Source organism: Faecalicoccus sp. LCP19S3_E2 (assembly GCF_052121255.1).
Lineage (GTDB): Bacteria > Bacillota_I > Bacilli_A > Erysipelotrichales > Erysipelotrichaceae > Faecalicoccus.
This window is the reverse complement of the sequence record NZ_JBQKEP010000004.1, coordinates 47375-66716: the sequence shown is the minus strand read 5'-3', so window position 1 is coordinate 66716 and position 19342 is coordinate 47375. Positions and strand designations below refer to the sequence as shown.

The 19342-nt window shown below is 41.1% G+C and carries 18 protein-coding genes and 1 other annotated feature; of the genes, 17 read left to right on the top strand and 1 reads right to left on the bottom strand.

Going from position 1 to position 19342, the window contains the following annotated elements:
* Nucleotides 1-57: 57 nt before the first annotated feature.
* The 4 genes from ilvD to ACTQX6_RS05030 are packed head-to-tail and all read left to right on the top strand — an operon-like array spanning nucleotide 58 to nucleotide 4483.
* Nucleotides 58-1719, top strand: a complete 1662-nt coding sequence (gene ilvD / locus ACTQX6_RS05045; RefSeq protein WP_294689010.1) for a dihydroxy-acid dehydratase — start codon at nucleotides 58-60, stop codon at nucleotides 1717-1719.
* Nucleotides 1716-2909, top strand: coding sequence for an ATP-binding protein (locus ACTQX6_RS05040; protein ID WP_294689008.1), 1194 nt, complete (start codon nucleotides 1716-1718; stop codon nucleotides 2907-2909). Before ilvD ends, ACTQX6_RS05040 begins: the two co-directional genes overlap by 4 nt.
* Nucleotides 2903-4096 carry a threonine ammonia-lyase gene (gene ilvA / locus ACTQX6_RS05035; protein ID WP_294689006.1) on the top strand — a complete coding sequence of 398 codons (1194 nt, stop codon included), beginning with the start codon at nucleotides 2903-2905 and terminating at the stop codon, nucleotides 4094-4096. Before ACTQX6_RS05040 ends, ilvA begins: the two co-directional genes overlap by 7 nt.
* Nucleotides 4097-4105: 9 nt before the next feature.
* Nucleotides 4106-4483: a RidA family protein gene (locus ACTQX6_RS05030; RefSeq protein WP_117445812.1), complete on the top strand. Its 378-nt coding sequence runs from the start codon at nucleotides 4106-4108 to the stop codon at nucleotides 4481-4483.
* A gap of 37 nt (nucleotides 4484-4520) precedes the next feature.
* On the opposite strand, the gene ACTQX6_RS05025 is transcribed toward ACTQX6_RS05030, so the two are convergent.
* Nucleotides 4521-4868: an ArsR/SmtB family transcription factor gene (locus ACTQX6_RS05025; RefSeq protein WP_117445811.1), complete on the bottom strand. Its 348-nt coding sequence runs from the start codon at nucleotides 4866-4868 to the stop codon at nucleotides 4521-4523.
* Between the two features lie 81 nt (nucleotides 4869-4949).
* Here ACTQX6_RS05025 and ACTQX6_RS05020 point away from each other — a divergent pair, with 81 nt between their 5' ends.
* The 13 genes from ACTQX6_RS05020 to leuB all read left to right on the top strand — a co-directional run bounded on the left by ACTQX6_RS05020 (nucleotide 4950) and on the right by leuB (nucleotide 19334).
* Nucleotides 4950-5180, top strand: coding sequence for a FeoA family protein (locus ACTQX6_RS05020; protein ID WP_117445810.1), 231 nt, complete (start codon nucleotides 4950-4952; stop codon nucleotides 5178-5180).
* On the top strand, nucleotides 5165-7195 hold the full coding sequence (gene feoB / locus ACTQX6_RS05015) for a ferrous iron transport protein B (protein WP_294689002.1): 2031 nt from the start codon (nucleotides 5165-5167) through the stop codon (nucleotides 7193-7195). The genes ACTQX6_RS05020 and feoB overlap by 16 nt, the downstream gene beginning before the upstream one ends.
* 291 nt (nucleotides 7196-7486) lie before the next feature.
* A complete protein-coding gene (gene thrS / locus ACTQX6_RS05010) occupies nucleotides 7487-9235 on the top strand; it encodes a threonine--tRNA ligase (RefSeq protein WP_294689000.1) in 1749 nt (582 codons plus the stop codon).
* Complete coding sequence (locus tag ACTQX6_RS05005; protein ID WP_117445807.1) at nucleotides 9217-10140, top strand: hypothetical protein; 924 nt, start codon at nucleotides 9217-9219, stop codon at nucleotides 10138-10140. Before thrS ends, ACTQX6_RS05005 begins: the two co-directional genes overlap by 19 nt.
* 118 nt (nucleotides 10141-10258) lie before the next feature.
* On the top strand, nucleotides 10259-10927 hold the full coding sequence (locus ACTQX6_RS05000) for a DUF4339 domain-containing protein (RefSeq protein ID WP_195222022.1): 669 nt from the start codon (nucleotides 10259-10261) through the stop codon (nucleotides 10925-10927).
* Nucleotides 10928-10936: 9 nt separating this feature from the next.
* A complete protein-coding gene (locus ACTQX6_RS04995) occupies nucleotides 10937-11584 on the top strand; it encodes a zinc ribbon domain-containing protein (protein ID WP_117445805.1) in 648 nt (215 codons plus the stop codon).
* Nucleotides 11585-12280, top strand: a complete 696-nt coding sequence (locus ACTQX6_RS04990; RefSeq protein ID WP_117445804.1) for a zinc-ribbon domain-containing protein — start codon at nucleotides 11585-11587, stop codon at nucleotides 12278-12280.
* A 222-nt stretch (nucleotides 12281-12502) separates the two neighbouring features.
* Complete coding sequence (locus ACTQX6_RS04985; protein ID WP_294688997.1) at nucleotides 12503-12763, top strand: co-chaperone GroES; 261 nt, start codon at nucleotides 12503-12505, stop codon at nucleotides 12761-12763.
* Between the two features lie 11 nt (nucleotides 12764-12774).
* Nucleotides 12775-14388, top strand: coding sequence for a chaperonin GroEL (groL, locus tag ACTQX6_RS04980; protein WP_168966169.1), 1614 nt, complete (start codon nucleotides 12775-12777; stop codon nucleotides 14386-14388).
* Between the two features lie 132 nt (nucleotides 14389-14520).
* Nucleotides 14521-14771: a binding site (T-box leader), on the top strand.
* A 53-nt stretch (nucleotides 14772-14824) separates the two neighbouring features.
* Entirely contained in the window at nucleotides 14825-16498 is a 1674-nt protein-coding gene (locus ACTQX6_RS04975) for a 2-isopropylmalate synthase (RefSeq protein ID WP_117445802.1), read from the top strand.
* A 3-nt stretch (nucleotides 16499-16501) separates the two neighbouring features.
* Entirely contained in the window at nucleotides 16502-17761 is a 1260-nt protein-coding gene (leuC, locus tag ACTQX6_RS04970) for a 3-isopropylmalate dehydratase large subunit (protein WP_294688994.1), read from the top strand.
* 3 nt (nucleotides 17762-17764) lie between these two features.
* Entirely contained in the window at nucleotides 17765-18253 is a 489-nt protein-coding gene (gene leuD, locus ACTQX6_RS04965; protein WP_294688993.1) for a 3-isopropylmalate dehydratase small subunit, read from the top strand.
* A gap of 4 nt (nucleotides 18254-18257) precedes the next feature.
* Nucleotides 18258-19334, top strand: a complete 1077-nt coding sequence (gene leuB, locus ACTQX6_RS04960; RefSeq protein ID WP_294688991.1) for a 3-isopropylmalate dehydrogenase — start codon at nucleotides 18258-18260, stop codon at nucleotides 19332-19334.
* Nucleotides 19335-19342 lie beyond the last annotated feature (8 nt).

The following is a 19342-nucleotide window of genomic DNA, read 5'->3' as shown; positions in this document are numbered from 1 at the left end:
TTTTCATTAGACAATCCTCTGGATTGTCTAATGCTTTAATAGGAGGAATTAAACGAGATGTCAAGTAAAGCTATGAAGGAGGGCTTTGATAAAGCCCCACAGCGCTCTTTGTTGCATGCTCTGGGATTGACCAATGAAGAAATTGAGAAGCCCTTAGTAGGAATTGTCAGCTCATATAACGAAATCGTACCCGGACATATGAATCTGGATAAGATTACTGAAGCAGTAAAAATGGGAGTGGCCATGGCCGGAGGTACACCAATCGTTTTCCCGGCCATTGCGGTTTGTGATGGTATCGCCATGGGACATGCCGGTATGCGTTATTCTCTGGTGACACGTGATTTGATTGCGGATTCAACGGAAGCAATGGCTTTGGCGCATGCTTTTGATGCCCTGGTCATGATTCCTAACTGTGATAAAAACGTGCCTGGTCTTTTGATGGCTGCTGCTCGTATCAACGTACCGACGATCTTTGTTTCCGGTGGACCGATGTTAGCTGGACGAATCGATGGACATAAAACATCTTTATCCAGCATGTTTGAAGCGGTTGGAGCTTATCAGGCCGGAAAGATTGATGGCAAAAAGCTGAAAGAATATGAATTGAATACGTGTCCGACCTGCGGTTCTTGTTCCGGTATGTACACCGCCAATTCGCATAACTGTTTAACCGAAGTCTTAGGAATGGGACTGGCCGGTAATGGTACGATTCCAGCGGTTTACTCCAAGCGTATTGAACTGGCAAAACATGCCGGTATGCAGGTGATGGAGTTGTATCGCCAAAATATTCGTCCAAGAGATATCATGACCAAAGAAGCTTTCCATAATGCAGTAACAGCGGATATGGCATTAGGATGCTCAACCAATTCGATGTTGCATCTGCCGGCTATCGCCAATGAATGTGGCATTGAAATCGATTTAAAGAAGGTCAATGAAATCAGTGCCAAAACACCAAATCTTTGTCATTTGGCACCGGCCGGTCCAACTTATATTGAGGAACTGGATGCTGCCGGTGGGGTCCATGCCGTCTTAAATGAGCTGGATAAAAAAGGCTTGCTATATACGGATGTTATGACTTGTACCGGTAAGACATTAAAGGAAAATTTGGTTGGTCACATCAACAAAAATTCAGAAGTCATTCGACCTATCGATAAGCCATATTCACAGACCGGTGGTATTGCGGTCTTATATGGAAACTTGGCACCGGATGGCTGTGTTGTCAAACGCAGTGCCGTGGCTGAAGAAATGTTGATGCATGAAGGACCGGCCAAAGTCTATAACAGTGAAGAAGAGGCCATCAAAGGAATCTTTGGACAAGAAGTTAAAGCCGGCGATGTCGTTGTGATTCGTTATGAAGGGCCAGCCGGTGGACCGGGCATGCGGGAAATGTTGTCCCCAACCAGTGCGATTGCCGGTATGGGATTGGATAAAGAAGTGGCCTTGATCACAGATGGACGCTTCTCCGGAGCAACCCGAGGTGCCAGCATTGGTCATGTTTCACCGGAAGCTGTTTCCGGGGGCACGATTGCCTATGTCAAAGATGGTGATTTGATTGCTATCGATATTCCAAATCATACGATTACCTTAAAGGTCAGCGAAGAGGAATTGGCAAAGCGTAAAGAAGAAATGCAGATTCTGAAAAAAGAAAATGTGACAGGTTATTTAAAACGATATGCAAAGCTTGTCAGCAGTGCCGATAAAGGAGCTATAATCAACCGATGAGTTTAAAAATCATTAGTGATGTTCAGACTTTTACCGTATTTAAAGAACTGGAGAAGGATAAAGTAATTCAAAACTTCTATCGTTTATTACGAAAAGAAGACTTGGAGAGTTATGCGACATTTGTGAGTTCTTTATATGAACAAAATACGGATAACTGGACAAGATATCTCGTTTCAAAAGTACTTTCTTTAGAGAATTGTCTGGTTTCTATGGCATGTTCCAAAAAAAGCATCCCGTACTCTATTCGTGAAGCGGCTTCTTTTGAATTGGATATTCTGGAAGAAATGTCACAAATGGAACCGGAAGCTTTCAAAATGAAGGGATTTAAGGCCAACTGGAGCGTAGAACCTACTGATTTAAAGACCATTTATCTGGAGCGCTTAGAGCATATTGACCAGTTTGGTTTTGGCGAATATGCACGTTTTATGACATTCCGCTTAGAAGAAACGGAGGAAAAACCGGGATTCTATTTAAAACCGGTTGCCTATCCAGATTCAATTACTTTCAAGGATTTGATCGGCTATGATCTGCAACGTCAGCAGGTTATCGCCAATACGGAGATTTTACTGCAGGGAAATATGGCCAGCAATGTTCTTTTATACGGTGATGCCGGTACAGGAAAGAGTGCTACGGTCAAAGCCATAGCCAATGAATATGCCTCTAAGGGACTTCGTTTGATCGAGTTAGGTAAAAAAGAACTGCATCTGTTGCCAAAGCTATTGGATGTATTAGCTTTAAATCCTTTAAAATTTATTTTGTTTATTGATGATTTGTCATTTCAGGAAAATGATGATGATTTCAGCGCTTTAAAAGCCGTGTTGGAGGGAAGTGTATCGGTACGCTCCAACAATACAGTGATCTATGCGACAAGCAATCGTCGCCATATCGTTCGAGAAACGTTCCAGTCCCGGCAGGGAGATGAGATCCATCGCAATGATACGATGCAGGAAACGATTTCTCTTTCAGAACGCTTTGGGATGAAAGTGTATTATGAAAAGCCAAAGAAGGATCTTTATTTGGATATCGTCTATGGCTTGGCAGATCAATATGGTCTTACGATGGATCGCGAAGTCTTGGCTCTAAAGGCAGAGCAGTTTGCCTTGCGAAAAGCCGGACGATCGGCCAGAGCGGCCAGACAGTTGGTGGAACAATTGTCGGCTTTAGAAGGAAAGGAGGATGTCACATGCTAAGTCTTGATAAAATTTATCATGCCAGTTATGTGCTCAAGGGTGTAGCCCGAAAAACGGACGTTTTACACGCTCCGAAAATCAATCCGGAAGCCAACGTATATTTAAAAACTGAAAATCTTCAAAATACCGGATCATTTAAGCTTCGTGGTGCTTATTATAAGATTTCACAGCTTTCACAAGAAGAAAAGAAAAAAGGTGTGATTGCCTGTTCCGCCGGTAATCATGCACAGGGGGTAGCGTTTGCGGCTACACAAAATGGTATTCCTTCGATTATTTGTCTGCCGGATGGAGCTCCGATTTCCAAAGTGGAAGCAACCAAGGGCTATGGTGCCAAGGTAGAGTTAGTCAAAGGCGTTTATGATGATGCATATAATCGCGCTTTAGAGTTAAGAGATCAGTGTGGTTACACCTTTATTCATCCTTTTGATGATGAAGACGTGATTGCCGGACAGGGAACAATTGGTCTGGAGCTGTTGGAACAGCTGCCGAATCTGGATGTGGTTGTCGTACCGGTTGGTGGCGGTGGGCTAATCAGTGGTATTGCCTTTGCGATCAAAAGCTTGAATCCTAATGTGAAGGTGTATGGTGTTCAGGCTGAGGGTGCTGCCAGCATGGTACAGTCCTTAAAAGAGGAACAGATCATTCAACTGGAAAGTGTCAATACGATTGCGGATGGTATTCAAGTCAAAGAACCGGGTACACATACGTTTGATCTTTGTCAGAAATATGTAGATGATATCGTAACTGTCAGTGATGATGAGGTGGCCGGTGCTATTCTTTCTCTGATTGAAAATCAAAAGCTGATCACCGAAGGGGCCGGTGCCGTTTCGGTGGCTGCGGTAATGTTTAATAAAGTACCGGTCAAAGGAAAGAATGTGGCTTGTATCCTTTCCGGAGGAAATATTGATGTAACGATCCTTTCCAAGGTTATCGAACGCGGTTTGTTGAAGTCGGGTCGCAGTGATACTTTAGTCATTCAGCTGAAAGATAAACCGGGTCAGCTGCAGGGCGTATCAGCTACAATTGCGCAATATGGTGCGAACGTCAACAGTGTGTACTATGAAAAAGCCAGCGAAGGCAGCAATATTACCGATTGTGTATTACGTATCAATTTGGAAACGCGCAATTTTGAACATATCAAAGCGGTGCGTGAAGGTCTTACCAAAGCAGGCTTTAAGTTACTATAGGAGGGTTTCATGAAGAAAATACATACGGAGAAAGCACCGGCTGCAATCGGTCCTTATTCACAGGCTGTCGTGCATAATGGTGTTCTATATACTTCCGGTCAGGTTCCTTTGGATCCTGTTACCGGTGAAATCGTTGGCGGTGATATTCAAAGTCAGGCTAATCAGGTCTTAAAAAATCTGGAACAGATTTTAAAAGAAGCAGGAACTGACTTTTCCAAGGTCATCAAGACAACATGCTTTTTAGCGGATATGAAAGATTTTGCGGCTTTTAATGAAGTCTATGCATCGTATATCACTGAAAAACCGGCCCGCAGTTGTGTAGCTGTCAAAGAACTGCCTAAACAAGTGCTGGTGGAAGTGGAAGTCATTGCCGCTATTGAAGAATAGGATAAGAAAAAAACAGCCAAACGGCTGTTTTTGTGCTTTATTCGAGAATGTGTTCTAACGCAACTTTTAAGACAGAATGTATATGTTCATCATCTAAAGAATAATAGACGGTTTTTCCTTCTTTACGACTCTTGACCAGTTTATTGCTTTTGAGAGTTTTCAACTGATGGGAAACTGCACTGCGTGTCATCTGGGATACATTGGCTAAATCACTGGCACAAAACTCACCGGTTTCCAGTGCCATCAACAATTTTAAACGCGTCGTATCTCCCATGACCTTATAGAAGTCAGCCAATTGCTCGATGGAAGAGGTATCGGGCATTTTTTTCTGGGCTTCTTTAATGCGCTGGGGATCGTTTGTCTGATATAAATATTCTTTTTCCATGACTGAATTATAGTGGAATGTCTTTTAGATTGTCAAATGGAAAGAAATGCATATAATGAATAAAGTAAAGAAGGAACCAATATGAAATTAAGTGAAGGAAAGTGTAAAAAGGAATACAGGATCTTGCAGCTGTATGTACCAGCTCAGACAAAAGATCGTCTGCAATCTTTGGGCATGACGGTTCATACAGCGATAACGATCATACAGAAAAAACATAACGGCACCATGGTCATCAACCTTCGAGGTACTAGATTTGCCCTGGGTGATGAATTAACAAAAGAAATTGAGGTGGAACCATGTCAAAAGAAATAACAGTCGGTTTTATCGGAAATCCTAATTGTGGGAAGACGACTTTATTCAATGCCTATACAGGTGCCAATTTAAAAGTGGCCAACTGGCCGGGTGTTACCGTAGAACGGATGGAAGGCGCTATTCAGGATCATGACATGACGATTCATCTGGTAGATCTGCCGGGAACCTATTCATTGACATCTTATACGATGGAGGAACAAGTATCCAGACAGTTTATTTTAAGTGATCAGGTGGATGTGATCATTGATGTGGTTGATGCTTCCAGTTTAGAAAGAAGTCTATATTTGACGTTGCAGCTTTTGGAGTTGAATAAACCTATGGTTTTGTCTTTGAATATGATGGATATTGTGGCCAAACGTGGTATGGATATTGATTTACATCGTTTAAGTGAAATTCTGGGGGTTCCGGTTATTCCGGTCACGGCTCGAAAAAAACGAGGCATACAAGCCTTGATGCATGCCGCCTGTCATCAGCAGGAAGGGCAGAATACACAGGTCAATCATCGTCCGCAGTCCATACATGGAGAGCAGGTCAAACGTTATGCAATGGAATACGATGCGGATTTGGAGCGTAAGATCTCTTTGATTCAGGAACGATTAGTACGACAAGATCCGCATATTATCAATCCCAGATGGATTGCGATTAAGCTATTGGAAAATGATCAGGAAATTCAAAAGAAATATGCGATCGATCTTTCGGATATTGTAGATCATGGAGAAGATACCCAAATCATCAATCAAAAATACGATTATATTCAAGCAATCATACATGAAGTGTTATTAGGGAAGACATCAAAAGAAGAATTGACAGACAAGATCGATGCGGTTGTCACCCATCCGGTATGGGGAATGTTGTTCTTTTTGGTTGTGATGTTGGCCGTTTTTGGATTAACATTTTTATTTGGAGACTTTTTAAAAGGTTATATAGAAGGCTTTGTTGATTGGCTGATCTTGTTGTGTACGAATCTTTTTGAACAGATGCATGTATCCAACTGGTTATTAGATCTGGTGACAAACGGAATTATCGGCGGTGTTGGTGGTATCATCACCTTTCTGCCCAATATTGCCATCTTATTTTTGGCACTTGCCTTTTTGGAAGACAGTGGTTATATGGCAAGAGTAGCGTATGTAATGAACGATATCATGGGACGTTTAGGTCTTTCCGGAAGAGCCTTTATTCCTATGGTTTTAGGTTTTGGATGTACGGTACCGGCTATTATGGCCAGCCGCGCTTTGGAATCAAAAAAAGACAGGCACCGAGTCATGCTTGTCACACCGTTTTTTTCCTGCAGTGCCAAACTGCCGGTCTATATCTTATTTAGTGGTATGTTTTTTGGCCGGTATGCAACATTGGCAGCCTATAGTATGTACTTGATTGGCATCATCGTTGCCTTATTTGTTGCCTGGCTATTGTATAAAAAAGATAAAGATTCGACCAAAAATCCATTGTTGATCGAGTTACCGATTTATAAGATGCCAAGCGCTTATACTGTTTTTATTTATGTCTGGGATAAAGTCAAAGACTTTTTAAGCAAGGCCGGAACCACGATCTTTGTGGCCTCGATCATCGTTTGGATCTTGATGCACTTTGGTCTGCAGGGCTATACACAGGATATTTCATTAAGCTTTGCGGCATTGATTGGAAATTTGTTGGTACCTGTTATGACACCGGCCGGACTTGGGTTCTGGCAGATCTGCGTTGCCCTTTTGGCCGGAATCAGCGCCAAAGAAGTGGTCGTTTCCAGTACCGCTGTTTTGTTTGGTATTTCCAATATCAACGGTTTATCCGGCATGCAGGCATTAAGCCTTCAGCTTTCCTCATTAGGCTTTACTGCTTTAAATGCATATTGTCTGATGTTGTTTTGTTTGTTGTATGTACCATGCGTTGCCAGTTTGGGAACGATCAAAAAAGAGAGCGGTTCAATCTTATACATGTTTCAGACGATGGTATTTCAAATTGCGGTGGCATGGATTGTTAGCTTCATCGTCTTTCAGGTAGGAAACTTGATTTTGTAAAAGAAAGAGTGTTTTCTTTGACAAAGCGGGCAAGTCATTCTATAATTTTGCCAACAATGATGATAAGGATATGAACGCAGAGCTTTGGATGTAGAGAGGAAAGTGGCTGGTGAAAACTTTCTGACAAAACTGTTGTTTACTCCCTTTGAATTGCCCTTGAAAAAGTGAGCCGTACTCTTGCGTTAAAAGAAAATGAGGTGCACATAGATTTCTATGTGAACAAAGGTGGTACCGCGTGCGACAGACGTCCTTTGGATGCTGTCGCTTTTTATATGGAAAAGGAGATTATGTATGGAATTAGTGAATGTACTGGAAGATGAATATCTTTCCAAATTGAATCACTCTTGTGCGCACATGATGGCACAAGCTGTGAAACGTCTGTATCCACAGGCTAAGTTCTGGGTAGGACCTGTCATTCAGGATGGATTCTACTACGATATGGATTTAGGCGATGTCAGTTTAAATGATGCCGATCTGGAAAAGATCGCCAAAGAGATGAAAAAGATCGCCAAGGATGGAAAGCGCATTGTGCGTAAAGAAGTATCCAAAGCGGAAGCACAGGAAATGTTCAAAGACGATCCTTATAAAGAAGATTTGATTCAGGATCTGGAAGATGGAACGATCACGGTGTATTCGCAGGGAGAATTTACGGATCTTTGCCGTGGACCCCATGTCGATAGTGTTAAAGAATGTAAGAACTTTAAGCTGCTGAAACATTCCGGTGCATATTGGAAAGGCGATGCCAAAAATAAACAGCTGCAGCGTGTGTATGGAATTTGTTTTCCAACAAAAGAAGAATTAGAAGCGCATTTGGAAGCGTTGGAAGAAGCGAAAAAACGAGATCATAAAAAGTTGGGAAAGGAAATGGGCTTGTTTATGGTATCGGAATATGCGCCGGGTATGCCAATCTTCTTGCCTAACGGTATGATCCTGCGTAATGTGTTGGAACAGTTCTGGTATGAAGAACATGCCAAAGAAAACTATAAATTTATTAAAACACCGATCATCATGTCACGTGAGTTGTGGGAAACTTCCGGGCACTGGGATCACTATAAAGACAATATGTACACGACAATGGTCGATGATCGTGAATTTGCGATCAAGCCGATGAACTGTCCGGGCGCTTTGTTGGTCTATAACAATGATCTGCATTCGTATAAAGATCTGCCGCTTCGTATGGGAGAATTAGGACAGGTACATCGTCATGAAGCCAGTGGGGCTTTGAACGGTTTGTTCCGCGTTCGTACATTTACACAGGATGATGCTCATATCTTTGTGATGCCTGGTCAGATTGAAGAAGAAGTTAAAAACGTATTGATGTTGATTGATCGTATGTATAGTGTATTTGGACTTTCTTATGATATTGAGTTATCCACTCGCCCGGAAGAAGGTTATATCGGAAGCGAAAAAATTTGGGAACAGTCTGAAGAAGCGCTGGCCAATGCATGCCGTTATGCCGGTAAGGACTTCAAGGTGAATCCGGGCGATGGTGCATTCTACGGACCGAAGCTGGATATCCATATCAAGGATAGCTTAGGTCGAGTTTGGCAGTGTGGTACCGTACAGCTGGATATGAATCTGCCGGAACGTTTTGGCGCAACGTATGTAGATTCCGAAGGTAAAAAACAAACGCCAATCATGCTGCATCGAGTTGTCTATGGTTCTATCGAACGTTTTATCGGAATTTTGATCGAACACTTTGGTGGACATTTCCCATTGTGGTTGGCTCCACAGCAGTTTGTCGTAATTCCGGTTCATCAGGAAAAACATCTAGACTATGCCAAGAAAGTTGTAGAAGCTTTACAAGCACAGGGTATGCGCGTACAGTTAGATGATCGTAATGAAAAATTAGGCTATCGTGTACGTGAAGCCCAGATGAAAAAGGTGCCTTACCAGATCGTTGTCGGTGATGGAGAAATGGAAAACGAAACGGTAACAATCCGTAAGAGTGGTTCTAAAGAATCCACTACGGTTGCTTTACAGGAAGCATTGGAAAAATTCACTAAAGAGGTAGAAGATAAATGTTTATTCAAAAAGTAAAAAAAGGAACTAAACTGGCATTGGCAGCTGCACTGGCATTTGCGATGACAGCCTGCTCTTCGTCAACGCCAAAGGAAGAAACAGTAGAACCGGTTTCAATTTTATGTCCGACCGGTGCGCCGGCTTTAAGTATTCAGGGAGCGGCCGATCTGGAAGATGTAAGCATCGAATATGTGGATGGAAGCGATCTTCTGACATCAGAATTGGCAAAGGAAGACGGGGAATACGACATTATCGTAGCACCAACGAATTTAGGTGCCAAGGTGTACAGTGAAAGTGAAAGCTATAATCTGGATGCGGTACTGACATGGGGAAATCTATATCTGGTAGGACCGGAAGGTATCGATTTAAAAACGGCTTCCATTGCGGCTTTTGGACAAAATGCCGTACCGGGTCTTGTCTTTAATCAGGTGGAAGAAGAAGGCTTAAATGTTACATGGTATTCTTCGGCTGCCGAAGCACAACAGGCTTTATTAACCGGTCAGCAGCAGGTTGCCTTATTGGCACAGCCGGTTGCACAGGCAACCGTTGCCAAAGCGAAAGAAAATGGTAAAGAGTTCAGTGTACTGCAAGACCTGCAGGCATTATGGCAGAAAAAAACCGGCAGTGAAGATGCCGGTTATCCACAGGCTTCCCTGTTTGTCAAAGCTGATGAACAAGAAAAAGTAAGTCGTGTTCTGGATGGAATTGAAACCTTTATTGCGGATGCCGACGAAGATACATTGACAAGTGCCATCGACAAAGCCGGTGCGGATACTTTAGGGTTGCCAAACACACAAATTGCGGTCAAGACATGGAAGCAGCAGAACATTCGCTATGTCAAAGGCAAAGATGCCAAAGAAGATATTGAGAACTTCTTAAAGGTATTTAAAATGGAACTGCCAGAAGGCTTGATTGCTGAATAGGTACAGAAGAATTTGATAGTAAGAACTCCTGAGGAAACTTGGGAGTTTTTTTGCGTGGAAAAGCATTGACTTTTAGAGTCGGGGGGGGGGGTTAGAATTTTGATAGGAGATTTAAAAAATGTATTGTAGAGAATGTGGTCAGGAAATTTTTGATGGTGCTGCTTTTTGTGAAAATTGTGGTACTCCTGTTGACGAGCTTATGAAATCACCACCGCCAACACCTGTTTTGAATCAGTGGTATTGTGTGCTTGATGGAAAGTCGCCGTCGGGTCCATATAGTGACGAGCAAATTAATGACATGGTCAGCAATAAATTGATTCAAAATAATACGCCAGTATGGCATAAAGGTTTAGAGGATTGGACGGAGTTTTCAAAAGTCAGAGAATCAAAGTATTATGATGATAGAGTTCCTTCTTTAAAGAAAGAACATATCAATGACAGTTGGATGTGGACTCTAGCGTTTGCGCCTTTGTTGAGTAGCAGCGTATTTTGTACATACCAATATTATACGTATTTAAATTTAGCTAATGATGTATCTAATGCAGAGTTATACCAAACAGAGCTGGACTTATTCCGCTTCAGTTGGATTATTACACTTTCGATAAATTCATTTTTAACATATCAAGATTGTAAGATGTTGAAGAAATGTGGCTATGATACTCGCCAATTAGGTTCGTATTTGATTATTCCTGCATATATGTATAAACGAGCAAGAATGCTTAATCAGAGCCAAGTCTGCCTTGTTATTTGGATCGTTACCTTTGCGATAGATGTATTGTTTTTTTAGGAGGATATTATGAAGTGTGTAAATTGTGGACAAGAGATACCTGATAATTCTCAATTTTGTGGATATTGTGGAACAAAAGTTGAACCTAAGTTAAGTTCTAAACGATTCTGCCCGAGTTGTGGTAAAGAATTAAAGACAAATGCAAAATTTTGTACAAGCTGTGGAGCTTCGGTAGTAACGAGTAAAGAAAAAATTATTGATAATTCAAGTGTTAATTTGAATGTTAATTATTCTAAGGATAATATATTTTCTAAGAGTGTTGTGCTAGGAACGTCTTCGTTTTATGTTACAGAAATCGTTGGGATTATCTGTTTAATTTTTGCGTTGCTTTCTTTGTTCTTACCTTATGTAGGAACAAATTTATTAGCTAGCACATTCTCTATTACCTTGATCACTGGGCCTGATGGTATTATGGCTTTGTTTATAATTATCATATCTTTGATTTTGGCTATATTTCATAAACCTTTAGTGAGTATGATTGGATGTATCTTATCGACTTTAATTCCAATTATTGAAATTACTGTAAATATGCAGGAAGAATATGGAGTCATGCTTTCTTTCTATTTTGGATTTTATTTACTGCTATTTGTATCCATTGTTGGATGCATATCGTTTTTACTAGCCTATTTAGAACAACGAAAGATGAGGAAATCATAAATGTATTGTCCGGAATGTGGTCATTTGAATACTGATGAGGACCAATTTTGTGAAGAGTGTGGATGTCCACTAAAAGAGGATGTTCAGCCTAATGAAGAAAATTTACTTGCAGATCATCTGAGTTTTGAAAATAATCAGAAATTACATCCTGACTCATCACCGCATCAAACCAAAAACTTAATTATTGCATTGGTTAGTGTTGTTGCGATAATTGGAATAGCTGTTGGGGGCTATTTCTTTTACCAGCATCAACAGTCGCAACGAGATTTACAAGAACAAAAGGAAGAGTTGAAAGAAGCTAAAAAAGAGGCAGATGAAGCCAAGGAAGATGCGGATAAAGCTAAAGAAGATGCGAAGAAAGCGACTGAAGAGAAAAAAGAAGCAGAAGAAAAGGTACAGGATGCTCTAGAAAAGCAAGAAAAATCTAATTCATCATCTAATCAATTACCAATTAATCAAATTCCGGGAGATAATTTTGCCGGATATGATTTAGGACAATACATTCTTCAATATAATATGGTTACACGTGTATCCCCTGATTATAATGCAGCTGAAGTAGGAAAATTGGTAAAAGGTGTTCCGATCAATGTAGTGGATATAGTTCCAGGTTCCAATGGAAGTCTTTGGGGAAAACTAACACATGGAAATTGGATATGCTTAAAAGATAACAATTACACATATGTGATTAGAAACTAGTATATTTTCAAAAGTAGATATCAGCGAATATCTTTAGTTTAGTGCGTAGAGTTTTGATTCATATTTTAGAAATATGGCTATTTCGTTTATGAAACGGATAGCCATTTTCTTTTTTTGTAAAAAGTTTTTAAAATTCTTTAGCAAACCTATTGCACAAGTGCTAAAAGTGTGTATAATATACTTAGCACATAGATAAAGGGAGTGCTAAAGGAGGGATTAAGCATGTTGAAACCTTTACATGACTATGTATTACTGGAAAAAGAAAAAGTAGAAAAAACAACAAGTTCAGGAATTATCCTGACAAGTGGTAAAGAAAAATCAAAGTTGGCGGTTGTAAAAGCTATCGGTACTGGAGTAGAGAAGCCGGAATATAAAGTCGGTGATCGTGTATTGTATCGTGAATATGTTGGTACAAATATGAAAGTAGACGATGAAGAATTTATCGTAATCAAAGATGAAGATATCATCGCTTGTGAAGGATAGGGGGAAAGAACATGGCTAAGGAAGTACGTTTTTCTAAAGATGCCCGTGAGGCAATGTTAAAGGGTGTTAATACACTGGCAAATGCTGTTCGTGTTACATTAGGTCCAAAAGGTCGCAATGTAGTATTGGAAAAAGAATATGGTTCACCACTAATTACAAATGATGGTGTAAGTATTGCCAAAGAAATTGAATTGGAAGACAAATTTGAAAATATGGGTGCCAAACTGGTTTATGAAGTAGCTAATAAAACCAATGATACAGCTGGTGATGGTACAACAACAGCTACGATTTTGGCACAGAGTATGATTGAAAATGGTTTGAAATTAGTTGATCGTGGAGCTAACCCTGTTTTGATGCGTGAAGGTATTGAAAAAGCCGCAAAAGAAATTGCCGCTTATATCTTAGATCATGCCAAGAAAGTAGAAAGCACACATGATATTCAAAACGTAGCTGCGATTTCTTCAGGAAGTGAAGAAATTGGTAAGTTAATTGCCAACGCAATGGATAAAGTAGGACGTGACGGTGTGATTTCTACAGATGATTCCAATGGATTTGAAGATGAATTGGAAATCAGTGAAGGTATGCAGTATGATAAGGGATATGTTTCTCCATACATGGTTTCTGATCGTGAAAAGATGGAATGTACAATGGAAAATCCATATGTCATGGTAACTGATCAGAAAATCACAAACATTCAGGAAATCTTGCCGGTATTGGAACAGATCGTTCAAAGCAATCGTGCTTTATTGATCATTGCCGATGATTATGAAAATGAAGTGACTTCCACATTGGCATTGAATAAATTGCGTGGAACTTTCAATGTCGTTGCGACAAAAGCACCTGGATTTGGTGATAACCAGAAAGAAATGCTGCAGGATATCGCAACATTGACAGGTGCTACATTCTACTCAAAAGATTTGCAGATGGAATTAAAAGAACTGCAGTTATCTGATTTAGGTACAGTTAAAAAACTGGTTGTGACAAAAGATAACACAACAATGATCGGTGGTGCCGGAGATAAAGATGCCGTAGAAGCTCGTGTACATGAAATTGAAGCACAGATTGAAAATATAAAGAGTGATTATGATAAGAAACGTTTACAGGAACGTTTAGGTAAATTGTCAAATGGTGTTGCCGTAATCAAAGTTGGGGCCATGACTGAAAGTGAATTGAAAGAAAAGAAACTTCGTATTGAAGATGCTTTGAACTCTACACGTGCTGCTGTTGAAGAAGGTATTGTTGTCGGTGGTGGAGCTGCCTTAGTTTCTGCCTACTCGGCTTTAAAGGATAAAGTAAAGAGTGATGTAGTCGATGTACAAAAAGGTATCAAGGTCGTATTTGATGCATTGTTGGCTCCAATTGCTCAGATTGCCGATAATGCCGGATACAATGCCGAGGATATTGTTTCTGAACAATTAAAGGCAACTGGAAATCAAGGATTTGATGCCAAGAACGGTGAATGGGTTGATATGATTGAAACTGGTATCATTGATCCATGTAAGGTAACACGTAATGCGTTATTGAATGCCGCCAGCATTTCCGCACTGTTTATCACAACAGAAGCCGGAGTTGCCAAAATTCCGGAACCGGAAAAAGAAATGCCAATGCCTCAGGGAATGTATTAATAGGTGATAAAGGATGGAGAACCCATCCTTTTTTTATTGGGAATGTCTTTGAAAATTTACATTCCTTAATGTAAAAAGTTACATTTTGGTGTTGAAATCTTTGAATACTCTTGATATACTTCAACTAAGTTAAAAAACGCGATGACAGGGAGCTGTCAAAAAATGATGTTTTTAAGAGAGCGATTGGCTGGTGAAAAATCGTAAAGATCTTTTTGACACACTCACCCTTGAGCTGCTTTACTGAAACAAGTAAGTAAAGACGGAAACTCACCGTTATCAGGAGAAAACAATTCGCATTAGCTGATTGTAATGAGTGGTTACTAGTTTGTGACAATGAGAGTGGTACCGCGGGAAACTATGGTGTTATAGTCCTCGTCTCTCAAGGCATAAGTCCTTGAGGATGAGGACTTTTTATTGGTTAAAGGAGATTGAAAACATGATGGATGCAAGTAAGTATGCCCCAGGTTATTATCCGCCAAAGGAAAATGAATATCGCTGGGTCAAAAAGGATCACATTGAAAAGGCACCGGCCTGGTGTTCAGTTGATCTAAGAGATGGAAACCAGGCATTGATTGTACCGATGTCTTTGGAAGAAAAACTTGAGTTTTATCAGATGTTACTGGAAATCGGGTTTAAGGAAATCGAAGTAGGCTTTCCGGCTGCCAGTCAAACGGAGTATGAATTCTTGCGAACGATCATTGAAAGAAATATGATTCCGGAAGATGTAACAGTACAAGTATTGACACAGTGTCGTGATCATATTATTCGAAAGACATTTGAAGCAGTCAAAGGGGCACCTCGTGCTGTGATTCACTTCTATAATTCAACGAGTGTGGCACAAAGAGAACAAGTTTTCCAAAAATCAAAAGAAGAGATCAAACAAATTGCCGTAGAAGGTGCTAAGTTAGTCAAGAAGTTATCCGAAGAATATGAAGGAAATTTCCTGTTTGAGTATTCTCCGGAATCTTTTACAGGAACTGAACCAGATTATGCTTTGGAAGTTTGTAACGCGGTTTTGGATGTGATGCAGCCAACAGTGGATCGACCGATGATCATCAATTTACCGGTAACAGTGGAAATGAGCTTGCCGCATGTGTATGCCAATCAGATCGAATATTGTTCGGATCGTTTGAAATATCGTGATGCGGTTATCTTATCGACACATCCGCATAACGATCGAGGAACTGGTGTAGCAGATACCGAGCTGGCTTTGTTGGCCGGGGCGCAGCGCGTAGAATGTTGTTTGTTTGGAAATGGAGAACGTACCGGAAATGTGGACGCGATCACATTAGCCATGAACATGTATTCGCATGGAGTCGATCCCAAACTGGATTTCTCCAATATGCCGCATATTTGTGAAGTATATGAGCGCGTCACAAGAATGAAAGTCAACGATCGTCAGCCTTATGCCGGCAGTCTTGTATTTGCGGCTTTTTCTGGATCACATCAGGATGCTATTGCCAAAGGCATGCACTATCGAAAAGTTCATCATCAACATCAATGGAACTGTCCGTATTTGCCAATCGATCCAACGGATGTAGGACGTACATATGATGCGGATGTGATTCGTGTAAATTCACAAAGTGGAAAAGGTGGAATCGGGTATATTCTGGAAGAAAGTCACGGATTCCATTTGCCGCCTAAGATGCGTGAAGATTTCGGATACGTCGTTAAAGATATCAGTGATAAAAATCACAAGGAGTTAAAACCGGAGGAAATTTATCAAGTCTTCAATGAGACATATTGTAACAAGATGATGCCGCTACACATCGTAGAAGCACATTATATTCAACAAAAGGGAAATAACATTACCGCCATGTTGAGTATTGAAAAAGATGGACAGATGCATGAATGCAGTGCCAAGGGAAATGGTCGTTTAGATGCCGTCAGCAATGCCATCAAACTGGAAATGGGTTACAGCTATGCCTTAGAAACCTATACCGAGCATTCGTTGGAAGATATGGGCAGTGGCTCACAAGCTGTCAGCTATATCGGTTTGAAGTGGAAAAATGGTTCTACCAGCTGGGGTGCCGGTTTGGATACCGATATTATTCGTTCCGGTATCAAGGCACTAGTTTCGGCTATCAACAATAAGCCGCAGGAGGATTAAACTATGGCAATGACAATGACACAAAAGATTCTGGCAGCCCATGCCGGATTAGAGGAAGTAACAGCCGGCCACTTGATCATGGCTGATTTGGATGGTGTGTTGGGAAATGATATCACAACGCCGGTAGCCATTCAGGAATTTGAAAAGGCTGGATTTGATAGCGTATATGATAAAGAAAAGATCAATGTCGTATTGGATCACTTTGTTCCTAATAAAGATATCAAAGCGGCTAAACAGTCAAAGACTTGTCGTGATTTCTGTCATAAACATTCCATCAAGAATTTCTTTGATGTGGGAAAGATGGGAATTGAACATGCTCTTTTACCGGAGCAGGGGATCGTAACGGCCGGGGATTGTATTATCGGTGCCGATTCTCATACATGTACGTATGGAGCTTTGGGTGCCTTTAGTACCGGTGTTGGCTCGACGGACATGGCAGCGGGTATGGCTACCGGAAAAGCCTGGTTTAAAGTACCGGAAGCCATTCAGGTCGTTTTAAAAGGTAAATTATCTCCTTTTGTTTCCGGAAAAGATGTGATCTTACACTTGATTGGCTTGATCGGTGTGGATGGCGCTTTGTATCGTTCTTTAGAATTCTGTGGGGAAGGTGTTTCTTCTTTAAGCATGGATGATCGCTTGTGTATTTGTAATATGGCGATTGAAGCTGGTGCCAAAAACGGCATTTTCCCGGTGGATGATATCACCATACAATATATGGAAGGGCGATCACAAAGACCATGGAAGGTGTATGAAGCGGATGATGATGCTTCGTATATCAAAATGATTGAAATTGATCTTTCTTCTTTGGAACCGACTGTTTCCTATCCGCATTTACCGGAAAATACACATTTGGCTAAAGAAGGAAAGAATATTAAGATTGATCAGGTTGTAATTGGATCTTGTACCAATGGTCGTTTGGAAGATATGGAAGCGGCCTATCAGATCCTTCATGGAAAAAAGGTGGCACCGGATGTGCGTGTGATCATCATTCCGGCTACAATGGCTATTTATAAAGAATGTCTTCGCCGTGGTTATACGGAAAGTTTTATTGATGCCGGTTGTGTGGTTTCCACACCAACCTGTGGACCATGTTTAGGTGGATATATGGGTATTCTGGCTGAAAACGAACGTTGTGTATCCACGACCAATCGAAACTTTGTCGGACGTATGGGCGATATATCCAGTGAAGTTTATTTAGCCAGCCCATATACGGCCGCAGCCAGTGCATTGACTGGGTATATTACAGATCCAAGGGAGGTATAATTGATGGAGAACGCAAAAGGAACCGTATTTAAATATAAGGATAATGTCGATACCGATGTCATCATACCGGCACGATATTTAAACACAGCTAACGCTAAAGAATTGGCCAGTCATTGTATGGAAGATATCGATACTTCTTTTGTGCAAAAGGTAAAAAGTGGCGATATCATGGTGGCCGGATGGAACTTTGGCTGTGGATCATCCAGAGAGCATGCACCACTTGCCATCAAGACGTGTGGTATCAGTGTGGTCATTGCCAAAAGCTTTGCCCGCATTTTCTATCGCAATGCCATCAATATCGGACTTCCGATTCTGGAGTGTGAAGAAGCAGCCGATCAGATTCAGGCTGGTGATGAAGTGATGGTGGATTTTAACACCGGGATCATCACGGATCTTACACAGAACAAAGAATGGCAGGCACAGCCGTTTCCGCCATTTATTCAAAACATCATTGATAAAGGTGGCTTGATGGCCAGTCTTAAGGAGAAATAAACGTATGGAAAAGAAAATTGGTGTAATTCGAGGCGATGGTTCTTCTCCGGAAATTGTGCTGGAAGCATTGCGTGTGCTACAAAAAATTGAAACATTGTTTTCACATCACTTTACCTTTGAAGAAATCGATATGGGTGGTGCTGCCATTGATAAATATGGAGAGCCCATGCCGCAGCACGAACTGGATAAATGTTTAGCCTGTGATTCCGTCTTGTTGGGGGCTATCGGCGGCCCTAAATGGGAAGGCTTTCCAGGTGAAAAGCGACCGGAAAAAGGATTGTTGAAGCTAAGAGCCGGTATGAAGCTTTATTCAAATAATCGTCCGGCTACTTTGTGGCCACAATTGGCTGATGCATCTCCATTAAAAAAGGAAATCGTGGACAAGGGCATTGATTTTGTGGTTGTGCGCGAGTTGATCGGTGGCGTTTATTTTGGAAAGCACAAAACATTTATAGAAGATCAGGAAGAAAAAGCTGTGGATACTATGCCATACAGTTGGCATGAGATCGAACGAATTGGACGCATTGGTTTTGAAATGGCACAAAAACGGCGTAAAAAACTTTGTCTGGTCGATAAGGCTAATGTCCTGGATACTTCTCGTTTATGGCGTAAAGTCTTACAGTCGATCAAAGAAGACTATCCGGATGTAGAATACAGTGAGATGTTTGTGGATAACTGTGCTATGCAGATTTGTAAAGATCCCAGTCAGTTTGATGTGATCGTCACAGAAAATATGTTTGGTGATATTTTAAGCGATGAAGCCAGCCAGATCACGGGTTCCATCGGTATGATTCCAAGCAGTTCTTTAGGGGAAGGCACAAGAGGCTTATATGAACCGATCCATGGTTCGGCACCAGATATTGCCGGTATGGATATCGTAAATCCTATTGCCTGTATTTTAAGCGCGGCGATGATGCTTCGATACAGCTTTGACATGGAAAAGGAAGCTTTGTGCATCGAACAGGCGGTGCATCGTGTGTTGGATGCCGGATATCGTACGCAGGATATTTATACGGAAGGTATGAAAAAAGTGGGTACCAAAGCTATGGGAGATGCGATCTTAGAAGCAATGCACGTATAAAGAGTTCA